The organism is Aquimarina gracilis (genome assembly GCF_035285365.1).
Classification (GTDB): domain Bacteria; phylum Bacteroidota; class Bacteroidia; order Flavobacteriales; family Flavobacteriaceae; genus Aquimarina; species Aquimarina gracilis.
The window spans coordinates 279383-296929 of record NZ_JAYKLX010000007.1 but is presented as its reverse complement, the minus strand read 5'-3'; the positions used below and the strand labels follow the sequence as shown (position 1 = coordinate 296929).

16 protein-coding genes are annotated in these 17547 nt (G+C 34.4%); 5 read left to right on the top strand and 11 right to left on the bottom strand.

Annotation, left to right across the window (positions count from 1 at the left end; all coding sequences use genetic code 11):
- Positions 1–16 precede the first annotated feature (16 nt).
- On the top strand, positions 17–418 hold the full coding sequence (locus U6A24_RS16130) for a sterol desaturase family protein (RefSeq protein ID WP_324181139.1): 402 nt from the start codon (positions 17–19) through the stop codon (positions 416–418).
- 7 nt (positions 419–425) lie between these two features.
- Here the strand turns inward: U6A24_RS16130 and U6A24_RS16125 are convergent, their stop codons facing one another.
- From U6A24_RS16125 to U6A24_RS16080, 10 genes are all read right to left on the bottom strand, one after another.
- Positions 426–986 (bottom strand): TlpA family protein disulfide reductase, encoded by a 561-nt coding sequence (locus U6A24_RS16125; protein ID WP_324181023.1) that lies wholly within the window; start codon positions 984–986, stop codon positions 426–428.
- Positions 987–1152: 166 nt separating this feature from the next.
- Positions 1153–2574 carry a hypothetical protein gene (locus U6A24_RS16120; protein ID WP_324181022.1) on the bottom strand — a complete coding sequence of 474 codons (1422 nt, stop codon included), beginning with the start codon at positions 2572–2574 and terminating at the stop codon, positions 1153–1155.
- Between the two features lie 74 nt (positions 2575–2648).
- Entirely contained in the window at positions 2649–3317 is a 669-nt protein-coding gene (locus U6A24_RS16115) for a Crp/Fnr family transcriptional regulator (RefSeq protein ID WP_324181021.1), read from the bottom strand.
- A 129-nt stretch (positions 3318–3446) separates the two neighbouring features.
- On the bottom strand, positions 3447–5714 hold the full coding sequence (locus U6A24_RS16110; RefSeq protein ID WP_324181020.1) for an aconitate hydratase: 2268 nt from the start codon (positions 5712–5714) through the stop codon (positions 3447–3449).
- Positions 5715–5871: 157 nt separating this feature from the next.
- Positions 5872–8649, bottom strand: a complete 2778-nt coding sequence (locus U6A24_RS16105; protein WP_324181019.1) for a bifunctional aconitate hydratase 2/2-methylisocitrate dehydratase — start codon at positions 8647–8649, stop codon at positions 5872–5874.
- Positions 8650–8996: 347 nt separating this feature from the next.
- Positions 8997–9437 (bottom strand): hypothetical protein, encoded by a 441-nt coding sequence (locus U6A24_RS16100; protein WP_324181018.1) that lies wholly within the window; start codon positions 9435–9437, stop codon positions 8997–8999.
- A 111-nt stretch (positions 9438–9548) separates the two neighbouring features.
- Entirely contained in the window at positions 9549–10505 is a 957-nt protein-coding gene (locus U6A24_RS16095) for an AAA family ATPase (RefSeq protein ID WP_324181017.1), read from the bottom strand.
- A 1-nt stretch (position 10506) separates the two neighbouring features.
- A complete protein-coding gene (locus tag U6A24_RS16090) occupies positions 10507–11952 on the bottom strand; it encodes a peptidylprolyl isomerase (RefSeq protein WP_324181016.1) in 1446 nt (481 codons plus the stop codon).
- 16 nt (positions 11953–11968) lie between these two features.
- Positions 11969–12817: a peptidyl-prolyl cis-trans isomerase gene (locus U6A24_RS16085; protein WP_324181015.1), complete on the bottom strand. Its 849-nt coding sequence runs from the start codon at positions 12815–12817 to the stop codon at positions 11969–11971.
- Complete coding sequence (locus U6A24_RS16080; protein WP_324181014.1) at positions 12818–14770, bottom strand: peptidylprolyl isomerase; 1953 nt, start codon at positions 14768–14770, stop codon at positions 12818–12820.
- A gap of 167 nt (positions 14771–14937) precedes the next feature.
- Between U6A24_RS16080 and U6A24_RS16075 the strand changes: the two genes are divergently transcribed.
- The 4 genes from U6A24_RS16075 to U6A24_RS16060 all read left to right on the top strand — a co-directional run bounded on the left by U6A24_RS16075 (position 14938) and on the right by U6A24_RS16060 (position 16696).
- A complete protein-coding gene (locus tag U6A24_RS16075) occupies positions 14938–15393 on the top strand; it encodes an SRPBCC family protein (protein WP_324181013.1) in 456 nt (151 codons plus the stop codon).
- A 22-nt stretch (positions 15394–15415) separates the two neighbouring features.
- Positions 15416–15844 carry a GNAT family N-acetyltransferase gene (locus U6A24_RS16070; RefSeq protein WP_324181012.1) on the top strand — a complete coding sequence of 143 codons (429 nt, stop codon included), beginning with the start codon at positions 15416–15418 and terminating at the stop codon, positions 15842–15844.
- A gap of 9 nt (positions 15845–15853) precedes the next feature.
- Positions 15854–16093: a hypothetical protein gene (locus U6A24_RS16065; RefSeq protein ID WP_324181011.1), complete on the top strand. Its 240-nt coding sequence runs from the start codon at positions 15854–15856 to the stop codon at positions 16091–16093.
- Positions 16094–16180: 87 nt separating this feature from the next.
- Positions 16181–16696, top strand: coding sequence for an OmpH family outer membrane protein (locus U6A24_RS16060; protein WP_324181010.1), 516 nt, complete (start codon positions 16181–16183; stop codon positions 16694–16696).
- A gap of 52 nt (positions 16697–16748) precedes the next feature.
- Here U6A24_RS16060 and U6A24_RS16055 read toward each other — a convergent pair whose 3' ends face one another.
- Positions 16749–17540 carry a tetratricopeptide repeat protein gene (locus tag U6A24_RS16055; RefSeq protein ID WP_324181009.1) on the bottom strand — a complete coding sequence of 264 codons (792 nt, stop codon included), beginning with the start codon at positions 17538–17540 and terminating at the stop codon, positions 16749–16751.
- Positions 17541–17547: the final 7 nt, after the last annotated feature.

The window sequence follows — 17547 nt, the reverse complement described above, 5'->3', positions numbered from 1 at the left end:
TGCTGCATTTTCGATTATGGAATTTATGGCTTGGTTTACTCATAAGTATGTGATGCATGGTTTTTTATGGTCTTTGCACAAAGATCATCATCATAAAGATCATAACAGCTGGTGGGAACGTAATGATTTTTTCTTTGTATTCTATGCAATCGTAAGCATGTCTTGTATTTTGTTTCACAACCCAAATACATTTTGGGTAGGTATCCCAATTGGTCTTGGTATATTAGCATATGGTATTGCCTATTTTATTGTTCATGATATCTTTATCCATCAGCGGTTCAAATTGTTCAGAAATGCTAATAATTGGTATGCCAAAGGGGTAAGAAGAGCACACAAAATACACCATAAAAATCTTGGAAAGGAGAAAGGAGAATGCTTTGGTATGCTGGTGGTTCCTTTTAAGTATTTCAAGAACTAATTTTTACTTATTCAGCGAGCAAATTATCAAGTGTTTCTCTTACTTTAGAACTATTCCAATTGGCGGCACCTCTTTTGTAAACAACAATATTGCCACTTTTATCCAAAACATATGTTCCTGGAATAGGCTTATGCGTAAATGGCTGAGGGTGTGCAGACAATGATCTATATATGGGATAGTTGTAATTTTTATCTTCCATGAATTTATTTAGTTCAGGGTCATCATCTTCAGTTAAAAACACAAATACAACCTTATCTTTATAATCATTATACAATTTTTGCAATGAAGGCATTTCTGCAATACATGGTGGACACCAAGTTGCCCAATAGTTAAGCAAAACTACCTTACCTTTTGCTGTATCAAAATTCATTGATTCTGTATTAACACCATGCAGTTTCCAGTCATATGAAGCTACCTTTTGCCTTTCTTCTACGGTAGTTATTTCAGGACTAAATGAAAAGATTCTAGTTAAGAATATTTGCATCATTCCTCTTGTATTTGGAATAAAAAATAACACCAATAGGATTACAAAAATCAGGTTCGATATATTTTTTTTATTGAATTTCATTTATTCGTAATTAAACTCAAGTTTATTTTTTTGACAAATCTATAAATTAATAAAGCGCAACCAAGGGTTGCGCTTTAAAACTAACAAAAAAACAACGAACTAAGTTGATTGTGTTCTCAAAGAGAGGAAAATCATTGAGTTCGAATGAATAAATTTGTTGAGAATTTTAATTTCGAGTTACTTGTATAGAATTTGAAAGGGCGAAATCTCCGGTAACATTATTAGCATTCATACCAGCCATCAATCCGGTAACTGTACCATTGTAACGAGCATACCAAATTAAACAAACTCCTGTTCCGACACCATCAAAATCATTCGCTTCTACCATTTCAAGTGTCGCTGGCAACCCTAAAATCATTCCTTGATCATCGGTGATAATCCAAGTACTATTTTCTCCAAAGGCATTGGTTGAGTCCAACATAATCCCAGAAACCATATCCGGCGTACCATCTCCGACATCAAAAGTAAAAGGTCCTCCAGAAATTGTCCCTGCATTTGCCACTTGATTACGAACTACTTCAATAGCATTGGATAGCGCAAAGTCGCCTGTAACATCATTTGCATTCATCCCATCTTCTAATCCAGTAACTGTACCATTATAGCGAGCATACCAAATTAAACAGACACCATCTCCCGCATCGTCAAAATCTACACCTTGGACAGCTTCGAGTGTTGCTGGTAATCCCAAAATCATTCCTTGGTCATCTGTGATAATCCAGGTGCTATTTTCTCCAAAGGCATCAGTTGAATCCAATGTAATTCCCGAAGCCATATCTGGCATTCCGTCTCCTACATCAAAAGTAAAAGGCCCCCCAGAAATCGCTCCAGCATTGGCAACTTGATTACGCACCACTTCAATGGCATTTGAGAGATCAAATTCACCCGTTACATCATTTGCATTCATACCCATTTCTAATCCAGTAATTGTACCGTTATAACGCGCATACCAGATTAAACAAGTACCATCTCCGGCTCCATCAAAATCTACACCTTCTACAGCTTCAAGTGTTGGAGGTAATCCTAAAATATTTCCCTGATCATCAGTAATTACCCAAGTACTATTATCTCCAAAGGCATTTGTATCGTCCAACGTAATACCGCTCACCATATCGGCCTCTCCATCGGCTACAGAAAACTCAAATGGCCCGCCCGATATTCTACCTGCATTTACAACTTGATTACGAATTACTTCTAATGAGTTTGAAAGATCAAAATCCCCGGTTACATTATTGGCATTCATTCCCATTTCCAATCCTGTTATAGTACCATTATAGCGTGCATACCAAATTAGACAAGTTCCCGCTCCTGCTTCATCAAAATCGACACCTTCAACCGCTTCTAGTGTTGGAGGTAATCCAAGAATATTTCCCTGATCATCAGTAATAATCCATGTTCTACCTTCACCAACGGCATCTGTTGCATCCAATGTGATTCCACTTACCATATCAGGTTCACCATCAACATCAAAACTGAAAGGTCCTCCGGATATTGTTCCCGCATTTGCGGTTGTTATGTTATCATCATCATCACTACAGGAGACTGCAATAAAACCTATTGCTAAGACCCCTACAACTAATTTTTTAAACATTGCTTTTGCTTTTTATGATTATTAGATGATAAAGGTATTGACAATGATTTTTTTTAAATGTTAGCTACCTAACACTAAGCAACATTTTTTAAGCGAATTTCTTTTCTATTAAAGTCAATGATATTAGACCCCTTAAGCTCGTTCATTATTATATTTAGGGTAGGTCTAGATGTACCTATTAGGTTTGCTATATCTTTTTGGGTATAGGGATGCTCGATAACCATATCGCCTGTGTGTGGGCAACAATGTCCATAATCCTCTTTAAGTTCGTCAAAAAACTCCAGTAATCTTGTTTTGGTATCTTTAAAAAGTAATAATTGCAATCTTCGTTCTAGTTTTCTAAAACGTAATCCTATAAACTTATAAATTTTAAGGCTGAAAGATTGATTATCTCTCATTAGACTATGCATTGTTTCTACACCAATAGGACAGATAGAAGTAGTATTATCCAATGACTGTGCAAATTCTGTTCTTTTGTTTTCTCCTAGTATTGCTTTTTCTCCAAAAATTTCCCCTCTGGTAAGTATCGCCTTAATAACCTCTTGCCCTTCTTCGGAGTAATATCCTATTTTCACCTTTCCTTTTTCGATCAAGTAAACCTTGTTGGCAGAGTCTTCTTCAAAATAGATATAATCATTTTTTCGATACGCATCAAAATCATGATCTTTTTTATATTTTTTGAATTTATGAGGACACAATACCTTAAAGAGATTTGCATCCTCAAAGAACCAGATAGCACTCATGATGATTGTGTTTAGATGTTAGTTAATTTTTGTGTCGTAAAACATTAACGAACCTTACATTCACCATATAAAAAAACTCCCAATGTTTTAAGTCTGGGAGTTTTTGGTATGAAATAAGTTTAATATCTATTAAGCGTTTTGCTTTTTAATTAGATTTAAAGCAGATCCTTCTTTAAACCACTCGATTTGAGAATCATTATACGTGTGATTTAGTTTGATTGTATCTTTCGAACCATCTGTATGTACAATCTCCAGGGTAAGCTGTTTATTTGGCGCAAATTGATCAAGATCCAAGAAGTTGAACGTATCATCTTCTTGTATTAGGTCATAATCATTCTCATTATCAAAAGTCAATCCCAACATTCCTTGTTTCTTCAAGTTCGTTTCGTGGATTCGCGCAAATGACTTTACAATAACCGCCACAACACCTAAGTGTCTTGGCTCCATAGCTGCATGTTCACGAGAAGATCCTTCTCCATAATTATGATCGCCAACTACTATGGTAGGCACGCCTTCAGCTTTATATACTCTTTGTACATTTGGTACTCCGTCGTATTCACCATTTAATTGATTCTTTACAAAGTTTGTTTTCTTGTTATAAGCGTTTACTGCTCCTATCAAACAGTTATTAGAAATATTATCCAAATGTCCTCTGTATCTCAACCAAGGACCTGCCATAGAAATATGATCGGTAGTACATTTACCAAAAGCCTTAATCAATAACTTGGCACCTTTAATTTCATCCCCAATTGGTTCAAAAGGTGTGAGCAATTCTAAACGTTCTGAATTAGGATCCACAACAACCTCAACTTTAGAACCGTCTTCTACCGGGGCAAGATACCCAGCATCTTCAACCTGAAAACCTTTTGGCGGTAATTCCCAACCTGTAGGCTCATCAAACATTACTTCCTGGCCTTCTTCATTAATTAATTTATCTGTTATTGGATTAAAATCTAATCTTCCAGCAACAGCAATTGCGGCGGTTAATTCTGGTGAGGCAACAAAAGCATGTGTATTAGGGTTACCATCTGCACGCTTGGCAAAGTTTCTATTAAAAGAATGAACAATACTATTTTTTGGTGCATTTTTTGGATCGCTATACCTAGCCCATTGTCCTATACAAGGACCACAAGCATTGGTAAATATTTTTGCATCTAATTTTTCAAAAATATCCAGAAGGCCATCTCTTTCAGCTGTAAAACGCACTTGCTCAGAACCAGGATTGATACCTAACTCTGCCTTCATTTTTAAGCCTTTGTCAATCGCTTGTTGCGCAATCGAAGAAGCTCTGGATAAATCCTCATAAGAAGAATTGGTACAAGACCCTATTAATCCCCATTCTACAACAATTGGCCAATCGTTGGCTTTGGCTTTTTCTGTCATTGTAGCACCAACCTCTGTAGATAAATCTGGAGTAAATGGTCCATTCAATAATGGTCCTAATTCAGATAAATTAATATCAATTACCTGATCAAAATACTGTTCTGGATTAGTATATACTTCTGCATCTCCTGTAAGATGTTCTTTTACTGCATTGGCCGCATCAGCTACTTCAGCTCGATCTGTGGCACGTAAATAGCGTTCCATAGATTCGTCATAACCGAAGGTAGAAGTTGTAGCACCAATCTCTGCACCCATATTACAAATTGTACCTTTACCTGTACAAGACATTGCTGTTGCACCTGGGCCGAAATATTCTACAATAGCTCCGGTCCCTCCTTTTACTGTAAGGATTTCTGCTACTTTTAAAATCACATCTTTTGGGGCCGTCCAACCTGATAATTTACCCGTTAGCCTAACTCCTATTAATTTTGGAAACTTCAATTCCCAAGGCATTCCTGCCATTACATCTACAGCATCAGCGCCACCAACTCCTATTGCAACCATTCCCAGACCTCCTGCATTAACCGTATGCGAATCGGTACCGATCATCATTCCTCCCGGAAATGCATAATTTTCTAAAACTACTTGATGAATAATACCAGCTCCTGGTTTCCAGAATCCAATTCCGTATTTGTTTGAAACCGATTCTAAGAAATTAAACACCTCACTACTAGTGTTTAAAGCAGATTGCAAATCTTTATCTGCACCAACTTTTGCTTGAATTAAATGATCACAATGTACCGTAGTAGGCACAGCAACTTTGTTTTTTCCAGCTTGCATAAATTGTAATAGCGCCATTTGTGCTGTTGCATCCTGACATGCTATTCGGTCAGGAGCAAAATCAACATAATCTTTTCCTCTTACGAAAGCTGTTTCTGCCTTACCATCCCAAAGGTGGGAATATAAAATTTTCTCTGCTAGGGTTAAAGGCTTACCTGTAACTTTACGTGCTGCATTAACACGATCTGCCACTTGACTGTAGACCTTTTTTATCATTTCAATATCGAATGCCATAGGACTTTTATATATTTTACAGTTATTTTATTTTTAGTATTCTAAGATACGAAATATACCATGACTAAGAAAACTGAAATACCTCTAATTACAACTACAAAAAAAGCCTTAGTATTAGCTATACCAAGGCTTTTAAGTTATCATAATACATCTTTGATTATATAACTAGCTGTTTTTGAGAGGGTTTGAATTTTGTTAATACAATACCATCAACAGCAGCTTCATATTCTTCTATGGTAGGAGTTCTACCTAAAATTGTAGATAATACTACTACCGGAGTAGAAGACAATAAGGATTCTCCTTTTTTCTCACCAGAGTCTTTTACTACTCTTCCCTGGAATAAACGAGTCGAAGTAGCCATTACCGTATCTCCTGGCTCAGCTTTTTCCTGGTTCCCCATACACAAGTTACACCCTGGACGCTCTAAATATAACATGTTTTCATATTTAGTTCGTGCTAGACCCTTTGGTGCATTATCATCAAACTCAAATCCTGAATACTTTTGCAGCACTTCCCAATCTCCTTCTTCTTTTAACTCATCTACAATGTTGTAAGTTGGTGGAGCCACAACTAGAGGAGCATTAAATTCTACTTTACCCTCTTGCGATTCAATGTTCTTTAACATTTGAGCTAAAATTTTCATATCTCCTTTATGTACCATACATGACCCTACAAATCCTAAGTCTACTTTTTTAGTACCTCCATAATAAGATAATGGCCTTATGGTATCGTGTGTATAACGTTTGGAAACATCTTCGTTATTCACATCCGGATCAGCAATCATTGGCTCTGCTATCTCATCTAAATCAATAACAACCTCGGCATAATATTTTGCATCGGCATCAGGTTTTAAGGCTGGTTTAACACCGGTCTTTACCTCCTGAATTCTAGCATTTGCTTTATCTACTAAACCTTGTAGCATTTGCTTTTCGTTATCCATTCCTTTTTCAATCATGATTTGGATACGATTTCTAGCAATTTCCAATGATTCGATTAGAGTTTCATCCTCTGAAATACAGATCGAAGCTTTCGCTTTCATCTCTGCAGTCCAATCTGTAAATGTAAAAGCTTGATCTGAAGTTAATGTACCTATGTGTACCTCAATGATTCTTCCTTGAAACACGTTTTCACCACCAAATTGCTTTAGCATTTGTTGTTGTGTTGCATGAACTACATCACGGAAGTCCATATAACTTTTCATGTCTCCTTTAAAAGTTACTTTTACAGATTGTGGGATTGGCATCGTAGCCTCACCTGTAGCCAAAGCCAAGGCAACTGTTCCCGAATCTGCTCCAAAAGCAACACCTTTTGACATGCGTGTATGAGAGTCTCCACCAATAATGATAGCCCAATCGTCAATTGTAATATCATTTAGAACTTTGTGAATTACATCAGTCATTGCATGGTACACTCCTTTAGGATCTCGAGCTGTAATCAACCCGAAGTCATTCATAAACTTCATTAATCTAGGAATGTTGGCCTTTGACTTATCATCCCATACAGAAGCAGTATGGCATCCTGATTGATAACCTGCGTCAACGATTGGGGAAACAACAGTAGCTGCCATCATTTCTAACTCTTGCGAAGTCATTAATCCCGTTGTATCTTGAGAACCTACTATATTTACTTCAACACGTACATTAGAACCAGCATGCAAGGTTTTACCAGGTGTAGTTCCTACTGCATTTTCATTGAAGATTTTTTCTACTGCTGTCAAACCTTGTCCTTCAATAGAAATCTCTTTTGAAGCGGCATATACCTGAGGAACCTCTATTCCTAAAGTTTTAGCAGCAAATGTTTGTAATTTTTTACCGAAAACAACCGCATAAGAACCACCTGCTCTAATAAACTCCATTTTTTGAGGAGTTAATGCTGCCGAAATATCTTTTAATTCTTTGTCTCCGTTATATAACTTCTTTGTCTTTGTATTAATAGTAAGTACAGTTCCTGTATCTACAGAATATTCTTGCTTTAAAACTGGTTCTCCATCTTCGTCAACAATCGTATTCCCATCGGCATCTTTTTGCTTTACCCAGTTTTTAAGATCGATACCTATACCGCCTGTTACACCAACGGTAGTTAAGAAAATTGGTGCAATTCCATTTGTACCCGCAATTACAGGAGCAATATTAATAAATGGCACATAGGGACTAGAAGAAATACCTGTCCATAAAGCTACATTGTTTACCCCAGACATTCTTGAAGATCCAACACCCATTGTTCCTTTTTCGGCAATTAACATGATACGTTTATCTGGGTGCTGTTCTTTTAAAGTCAAAACTTCTTTTTGCATTTCTTTGTTGTGCTCAAAGATACACTGGCCATGCAATTCACGATCTGATCTTGAGTGAGCATCGGCACCTGGAGAAAGTAAATCTGTTGAAATATCACCTACACCGGCAATATAAGTTACCACCTCAATCTCTTCATCAATCTCTGGTAGTTTCGTGAAGAACTCCGCTTTGGCGTAGCTTTCAATAATATCCTTGGCTATAGTACTTCCCGTTTTATAAGCTTTTTCTAAACGTTCTGTATCTGCTTCGTAAAGAAAAACCTGAGATTTCAAAACTTTTGCTGCTTCTTGAGAAATATCTTCATCATTCCCTAAAGCTAAATCTAATAACACTTCTATTGAAGGACCTCCTTTCATATGAGATAATTGCTCAAATGCAAAAGCAGGTGAAATCTCTTCAACAATAGATTCACCAAGAATAATTTCTTTTAAAAATTTAGCTTTTACCCCAGCTGCACTTGTTGTACCAGGTAAAGTGTTATAAATAAAAAAGTTAAGAGAATCTTTTCTATGTGCGTTATCCTTATCTTTGATTTGCGAAATAATTTCGCTTAATAACTTGGCTCCATCAATTGGTTTGGGGTGTAACCCTTGAGATTTTCTTTCTTCGATCTCCTTGATGTAATCGTTATAATTGTTCATATACTAAATAATAGAATTCTTTCAATGTTAACTATAAATTTCGGGGCTTTTCGAGCCCTGCGAAAATACGAATTTTAAAGGATTTTATTAAATGAATAGTCTTATTCGGATGTTTTTGCATTTTTCAAAAAATTAGCCCCTTCATTTCTGTAAATCGATAAATTAGATTTGTAAATTCTATAAAATCAATAAAAAAACATATAAGAAAATGCGGCCTTAGGATTTCGAACTACGAAAACGTTATAGCAAATCATAAGAATTTGACAAAAAAACATCAAATATTGTTCAAAAAAACAAAAGTGAAGTTGTTACTTCACTTTTTTCTTAAATCAATATCTACTTACATATTAATGATCTCTTTTACCTCTTTTCCCTTTTTTGCCATGTTTTTGTTTTTTTCTTAGCCCTTCATATTCTTCGAGCTGCGCATCCGTAAGCTTGGATTTAAATTCTTCGTTTTTAGCCTTCATTAATTCTTTATGATTTTTTCTCATCTCTCTTTGCTCCTCGCTTAATGTTGGCATTAAAGCTTTTCTTCGTTCTCTTTTTGAGAGGCTCTCATCATTTATTATTGCTAGTTGATCTTCGGTGAAGGTAGCTTCCATATCAGATTTATGATTCTTCTTTACTTGTCTCAAATCATCCAGTTCGGCTTTTTGATCTTCAGAAAGGCTCTGATAAAACTCTTTTTTTAATCCTTTATTTTTCGAATGCGCTTCGCCAGTTTGCGCAGATAATGAGAATGTCATTGAAATGATCATTGCCATGGCGACCAAAATACTTTTCATATAATATGTCTTTATTAAATAAATAATTATTGTTATTCATCTAATTAGACTATGAAAAAGAAAAAGGGTTTAACGGTAAATAAGAATTAATGATTTTTTTAGTATTTCAAACTAAAACAGGCTGTTGATTACTTCTTCTACACTTACTCCTTCTGCTTCCGCCTTATAATTTTTGATGATACGGTGTCTTAAGATTCCTGTAGCAACAGACTGAACATCTTCTATATCTGGAGAGAATTTCCCTTTGATAGCCGCATTAGCCTTGGCTGCCAGAATTAAGTTTTGAGAAGCTCTTGGTCCGGCTCCCCAATCAATATAGTTTTTCACTAATTCTGTAGCTGTATCACCGTTTGGCCTTGTTTTCCCTACCATACTAACAGCATACTCTATCACATTATCGGCTACAGGTATTCGTCTAATAAGATGCTGAAAATCTATAATTTCCTGCGCTGTAAATAACGGATTAACTTTTTGAGTTGTATCGCCCGTTGTACTTTTCACCACTTCAACTTCTTCTTGAAAGCTAGGGTATTTCAATTCTATGGCAAACATGAATCTATCAAGTTGTGCCTCTGGTAATGGATATGTACCTTCTTGTTCTATTGGGTTTTGTGTAGCGAGAACGAAATACGGTAAATCCAATTTATAATGATGTCCTGCTACTGTAACTGCTCTTTCTTGCATTGCTTCAAGTAAAGCAGCCTGGGTTTTGGGAGGTGTACGGTTAATCTCATCTGCCAAAATGATATTTGAAAATACGGGACCTTTAATAAACTTAAAATGTCTGGATTCATCAAGAATCTCACTCCCCAGGATATCACTTGGCATAAGATCAGGAGTAAATTGAATTCGTTTGAAGTCTAAGCCAAGTGCTTGTGAAATAGTATTAACCATTAACGTTTTGGCCAACCCAGGAACACCAATTAACAACGCATGGCCTCCAGAAAAAATAGAGATAAGTATCTGATCGATAACTTTTTCTTGCCCAATAATTATTTTGGCAATTTCTTTTTTGAGTTCGGAATGTTTTTTTACTAGTTTTTCTACGGCTGCTACGTCGTCTGACATACTATTTTTCTTTTTTTAACCAGTTACCACTATACTCACAATCCCTATACTCTCCATTAATCTTTACATAGGTATCCATTATTTTTTCATTTTGCCACTTACGAATAGCATCTATTTGCTTTTTTCTAAGAGCTAACTCCTGAATCTTAAGATAGTCTTGAGAATAATCTGCAATATGCTCATCATATCTATTAAGTACGGTTATGAGCTTAAATTTTCTTTTACCTTGACGATCTTGGTCAGGAATCACCAATGAAACTTCATTTGTTTTTAATTTGGAAACCTGATCATACAATATAGGGTCTATTTTGGTAAGTTCAAAATGAGTATCTCCGGTAGTAGGGTTTATTAATTGCCCACCGTCTTCTTTGGTTTCTTTTTCGTCGCTAAATTTTCGAGCAGCTTCTTTAAAATCTATACTCCCAGAAACGATGCTTGTTCGTAGAGAGTCTATTAGCTTTTTGGCTTTTTCAATGCTTACTCTTGTAACTTCTGGTGTAAGGAGTATATGCCTTACATCTATTTCTTCTCCACGTATTTTATCAACTTTTACAATATGCCACCCAAAATCTGTTTTGAAAGGCTCACTAACTTCTCCTTCTTGTAGACTAAAAGCTACATCTTTAAACTCTTTTGCAAAGTTCGTTTGTCGGTCCAATGTATACTTACCACCTGTAGACTTAGAACCTGGATCCTGGGAATACAAAACGGCCTTGGTAGCAAAGCTACTCCCCCTTTCAACAATATCTTCTCTAAACTGGTTTAAACGATCAATTACCTTCTGCTCTTCTTCTTGAGAAATTTCTGGTTCAATTACAATTTGTGCCAATTCAATTTCGGTACCAAAAAGAGGTCTTTCATCTTTGGGAATATCATCAAAAAATTCTCTTATTTCTTCTGGAGTAATTTCTATCCCATCGATAATTTTTGTTCTCATTCGTTCTGATAATCTATTCGATTTGTTAATCTCAAAAAGTTCTTTTCTGAAATCCTGAACGTTATCTTTTTTATAAAACCTAAGAACTTTGTCTATAGTCCCTAATTCTCTGGTCATATAGTTTAGCTGTTGATCAACCATAGAGTTCACTTCGGCATCTCTTACCTCTATACTATCTTGTACTGCATGATGAGCGTATAACTTATTTTCGAACAAGCTTCCTGCCAATTCGCAAAGACTAACATCACCTGCTGAAACACCTTCACTTATTAACTGTTGATAGGCAATATCAATATCGCTATCCAATATTACGCTCTCACCAATTACAGCAGCGACACCATCTATTTTTACTCTTTGAAAAGGAGCTTTAACAGGCTCTTTTACCACCTGCAAAGAATCTGCTATCACATTGTTTATTGTGTCATTTTTCACAACAACATTGGTGTTTTCTACATCTTCAATAATTTCTTGTGCATGTAATGTTGTATCGGCACCAATTATAAGTACCATGAAAAATATAATGGCTTTAATTATAGACTTCAAATTGTTTGTTCTCAACTGCATCTTTTGTAATGTCTTTTTCGATTTTCTTTACCAGCTCTAGCTTTCTTTTATTTAATATAATTTGTCTTATGGTAGGTTTTATATACTCTAGCGGAGCCTGTTCTTTTCTTTTTAGAACGTCCTTTATCTTAACCATAAAAACCCCAGTAGAATCTCTTAGCTGCATATACTTACCACTTCTTAAGAGCTTTGATCGATCTTGTTTTTTTAGAATTGGTATTTTATTCAAAACCTGGTCTAATTTAACCCAAGTTGAATCATTTAAAGAATATGCAACATATTCTTCTTTTTTCAACGTTAGTTCATCTACATCTTCTTCATTAAAACGATTTAATTGTCGCTGTGTTGCAACAATATCTCCATATTTTGGTGGCAAATGTAAGTAACGTATTTTTACTAATTCCTCATTAAGATTAAAATTTTCTAAATTTTGATTATAATAGGACTCCAAATCTTCTTTTGTCACCTCCATATCAATAGATTTATTAATTACTGCATTTTTATAGGCATTGATATAGAGCGTACTTTGATAATTCTCTACGAGTTCATCAAATTCTTTTAACTCCTCTTCGGTTAGGTTTCTTTTGGCCTGGTCAATGAATAACTGTCGCGTAGCCCAAGAGTTAATATAATTATTAACAATGTTGGTGCTATCTTCCTTTGAAGTATTTTCTGGCACCAAATCTTTTATATCTTCCTTATACAAGTAGGTTTCATTTACTCGTGCTACCGTTTCTTTTTGCATTTGATTACCAAACTTATTGCATGAAACCAACGCTGGTAATAGTATTATAAATGTGAAGTATCTCATCTATTTTAATAATTCTTTTTTAACCCTTTTAAGTGTTTTTTGATTTACTTTAACAGGATATTTTTCTCTCAATTCGGAAAGCCAATTACGCTCTCTGGTTTCTTGAAAATCATTTATAATTTCACCCTTTATTTCTTCGAAGGTTCTAATTCTTGAAGGTAATATTTCTTTTACCATAATCAAAGTGACAAAATTATCTTCTTCAGTAATTGTTAATTCTGATTTTTTTGCAGAAAATCCTTTTGGCAATTCATCGACTCCTTTAACCCATTCTTCTTCAGAAAAAATTACTAAAACAATATCACCTTTATTTACTTCTTTTTTGATTTCTGAAATAGACTCACCTTTTTCAAGCAACTGTTTTACTTTATTAATTATATCTCTTCTTGCCGAAGAAGCTTTTAGAACCCTATAGGTTTCATTTTGATAGTAATTCTCTTTTCGCTCTTCATAGAAATTTCTAAGCGTTATCGAATCTGTTTTTGAAGTGTTCCATATCTCAGTATCCATAAGATCAAAAAGAAGTAACCCATCTCGATATTCACCAATGATATTGGCGTAATCTTGGTTATCCTCCTCTAGATGTTCTTCATAATAGTTAAGCAAACTAGATGATTCGAATTTATCATACATTTGATCAATAAACGAGGGAACAACTTTCTTTGGATGAAACTTCATTATTTCGGGGAGAATAAAAACCACAAAGTCTTTATATATATATGATTTTTCTTTGATCTTGAACAGTACTTTATCTTGCTCACCGTTCCAGTTATTCAATTCATCTACTGGGTTTTCATTGGATATCAATTTCTTAAAGTAAGCAATGCCTTCTTCATTTTTTGAAATTGAATATTTCTTTTTGAGCGAATTAATAAATGATTTTGTTACTAGCTTGGATCTACTGTCTCTTTTTACCTTGTTGGTAAGTTCTGTTTTTTGTTCCTCATAGGTCTTTGGAGGATGTTTTTCTAATAGTTTAATAATATGCCAACCGTATTTTGTTTTAATTGGTGCAGAAAGCTCTCCTTTTTTCTGAAGATCAAATGCTGTTTTTTCGAATTTTTCCGAATTCAATGCTCCTTGTCCAAAACGTCTTATTTTACCACCATCTATGGCCGTACTAGGATCATCACTGTATTGTTTTGCTAAAGAAGAAAAAGAAACCCCTTGATCTAATTGTTGTTTAACTTCTTTTATTCTAATTTCTGCCTCCTGTTCGGTGCGGCTCTCATTAACTGCAATCATAATATGAGCAACAGAAACATCTCCTAACTTTTTTTCGCGCTCTTCTACTTGAAGGATATGATATCCAAATTGTGTCCTAAAAGGATCTGAAACAGCACCAACCTGGGTATTATATGCAGCGCTTTCAAAAGGATATACCATTCTAAATGCAGAGAACCAACCTAGTTGACCTCCGTTTTTAACTACCGATGGATCCTCGCTATATTCTTTGGCAATAACCTCAAAATCTCCACCTTTATCAATCTCGTCTTTTATGTTTACTATCTTTTGATAAGCAATTGCAGTATCCTTTGCACTAGCATTAGGCTTTACCATTATTAAGATATGTCTTGCTTTTACCCGTTCTAAAGAGCGATTGTACGCTTCTTTTATAAGAGCATCAGAAGCCTTTGTATCTGTAAGATAATTTGCAGCGAGTTGTTCTTTATACCCTTCTAACTCTTTTATATAAGATTCTTTCTTATCAAGCCCAAGAGCCTTGGCTTCTTTCAGTTTTAACTTATAATTGACAAACAATTCAAGATATTCATCCACATCTTTTTGAGAATCATCTTTTACCAAATCAATATTTTTAAGATAAATCCTCTTAAATTCAGAAAGGTAAACGGGTGAATCGGCTATTGAAAGCAACACCTCTTCTTTGTGTTGTGCTGTTGTCAAAGTAAAAAAGAGAACCCCTAAAAAAAACAATACTGACTTTTTGTGCATAATTTGTTGTGATCAAGTCCCTAAACCGGACAAAAATAATAATATTAAGATGTTTTACAAGCTACTTTTCAAACGAAGCAATGTCTTCACTTAGTATTAACTTTTAATTTTTTTAGGTTCTACGTATATTGTAATCCACTAAATAACCTAACAGACAAAACAAAATCATGGAGTACACACTGGACATTGAGATAAAATTACCTCGTAATGAAGTAGTTGCAAAATTTGACAGCGAAGAAAACATACAACACTGGCAAAAAGGATTTGTAAGCATGGAACATTTAAGTGGAGAAAAAGGAAAAACCGGTGCAACTTCAAAATTAACATATAAAATGGGAAAAAAAGAAATTGAGATGATAGAAACCATCACACTTCTTGATTTACCAGAAGCTATGCACCTTACTTTTGACGCCAAGAATGTTTACAATATCCAGGAAAATTATTTTGAAGAACTTCCTAACGGAAATACCAAATGGATATCTAAGAATGAGTTTAAATTTGCCGGTTTTATGAAACTAATGGGTTTTTTAATGCCTGGTGCTTTTAAAAAACAATCCTATTCTTATATGGAAGATTTTAAAGCCTTTGCCGAAGAAGGTAAAAGTGTATTAGACAATAATTAATCATCAAAAAACTGCATCTTTTGTGATTAAAATCCTGAACGATTCATCATGGAATATTGATATTGATAAGCAAATACAAACTTTGTTTAGGCAATTAAGTCCAAATAAAAAACAAACTTCACTAAAAGAATTACTGTTTAATCAAAACAACCCGCTTATTTTTGCCTGCTATCAAGAAAATAACAAAATAGTAGGGATAGCATCTATGTGCATGTATAAAGTAATTTCTGGACATAAGGGTTGGATAGAAGATGTAGTTGTAGATATTGGATATCGTGGGAAAGGTATTGGCAAACAGTTAATTTCTAAATTAATCGACGAAGGTGTGAAAGCCGGACTCTCTGAAATCTATTTGTTTACAGAAGATGAAAAAAAAGCTGCAATACATTTATATGCTATGCTGGGTTTCAAACAAAAGAATAGTAGACTTTATAATTTGAAAATAATATAAAGATTTCTAATGGAAAGAAAACTAAAGTTAATTTGGGAGTTTAGAGGGCCAAATGCGAAGCAAACGGCCCAACATCATGAAATTCATCTCAAGGAATATATTTTGGCAAAAAAATTGTCATTTAACGTTACTGGATGTCTAGATATAAATGAAATGTATAGTATAGCATATTTGGTGGTAATAGAATCCGAAATGAAGAAAGTACGTGACGCTTTAAAACCGCATCGTGGTCAGTTATATGAAGAATAATTTTTTCAAAAAAATAAGGATTGGTATAGATATTGTCATAGACCTTATATATTTGCAAAAGTTTAAAAATCAGTAAACAAAAATCGAATGAAAAAGTTAATATTATCAATATTAGTACTTGTTGTAAGTTTTCAATTAAGTGCTCAATCAAAAACAGGAACTGTAGACACTGAGTTTATTCTTTCTAAAATGCCTGAGTTAACGAAAGTTCAAGAGGATTTAAAGGCATATAATGAAAAACTGGAAGGAGAACTAAAGATAAAGGTTGATGAATATCAAGCCAAAGTTAAAGATTATCAAGAAAAGGTTGCTTCTTTCACAGAGCCAATGAAAAAGACAAAACAAGAAGAAATCATTACACTAGAAAATGACATTGCAAAATTTCGTCAAAATGGTTCTCAGTTAGTTCAATTAGAACAGAATAAATTATTACAACCTTTGTATCAAAAAATAGGTAAAGCGCTTGAAGAAGTTGCAAAAACTGAAAGTTATACTCAAGTGTTTACTATTACAACAAGTGGTTTGGCATATATAGATCCTAACTATGACCTTACCAAAAAAGTAATGACCAAATTAGGCATAAAAATAGAAGAGGGAAAATAAGACCTTTTGAAATTCTATTAAAAAAAGCGTGTTTAAGTTAAACACGCTTTTTTTAATCTCTCATGATTTCTTGTAGTTTATCTTCTACCTGCATAAGATAAATTTCATTATACACTTCTTTATAAGGATCAGACTCTTTATATCCCTGTTTAATAAGTTCTTTTGACAGTTTAATCGCATCGATAGCAGCCTCCTTATTTCCTGTTTTCAACAATGTGATCCCTTTATAATAATAAGCCATAGAAGATTTGTCATATATAGTAATTGCTTTGTCAAAATCTGAAATTGCTTCAGAATATAATTTTTCGTGTATATAACTTATTCCGCGATAAATATATACAATGGCCTTTGTATAATCTTTTTCTTCTTCGACAACTTTATTAAATTCTACGATAGCCTCGGGATGCCTTTCTAAAGCCTGTAATACTTCTCCTTTTAAAAAATTTACATTTTCGCCCCATGCATAATCGGTTTTATTGGGAGTATACTCATCATACTTATTAAGATAAATTAAAGCCCTATCATAATCTTTATACAAATCGGTCATTAACCATGAAGTATAATACAAAACCTCTTTTGGATCCAGTTCCATCGCCTTTTCCAATAAAGGAAATGCAATATGATAATCTCCTATTTTACTATGAGGTATAGATTTGCTGGAATAATACTCTGCCGTTTCAGGATTAATCGCAATTAATGTATCGTAAAAAGCTTGATTGACAAGAGTTCCCTGCATAAACCACCGCTTCTCATTTTCTAATCTTTTAGTTTCTTCTTTTTTTTGTTCATCACTCCAACCTGAATAATCAAATGAATTGTTTGAACAAGAGTATAGGATACTCAAAAAACAA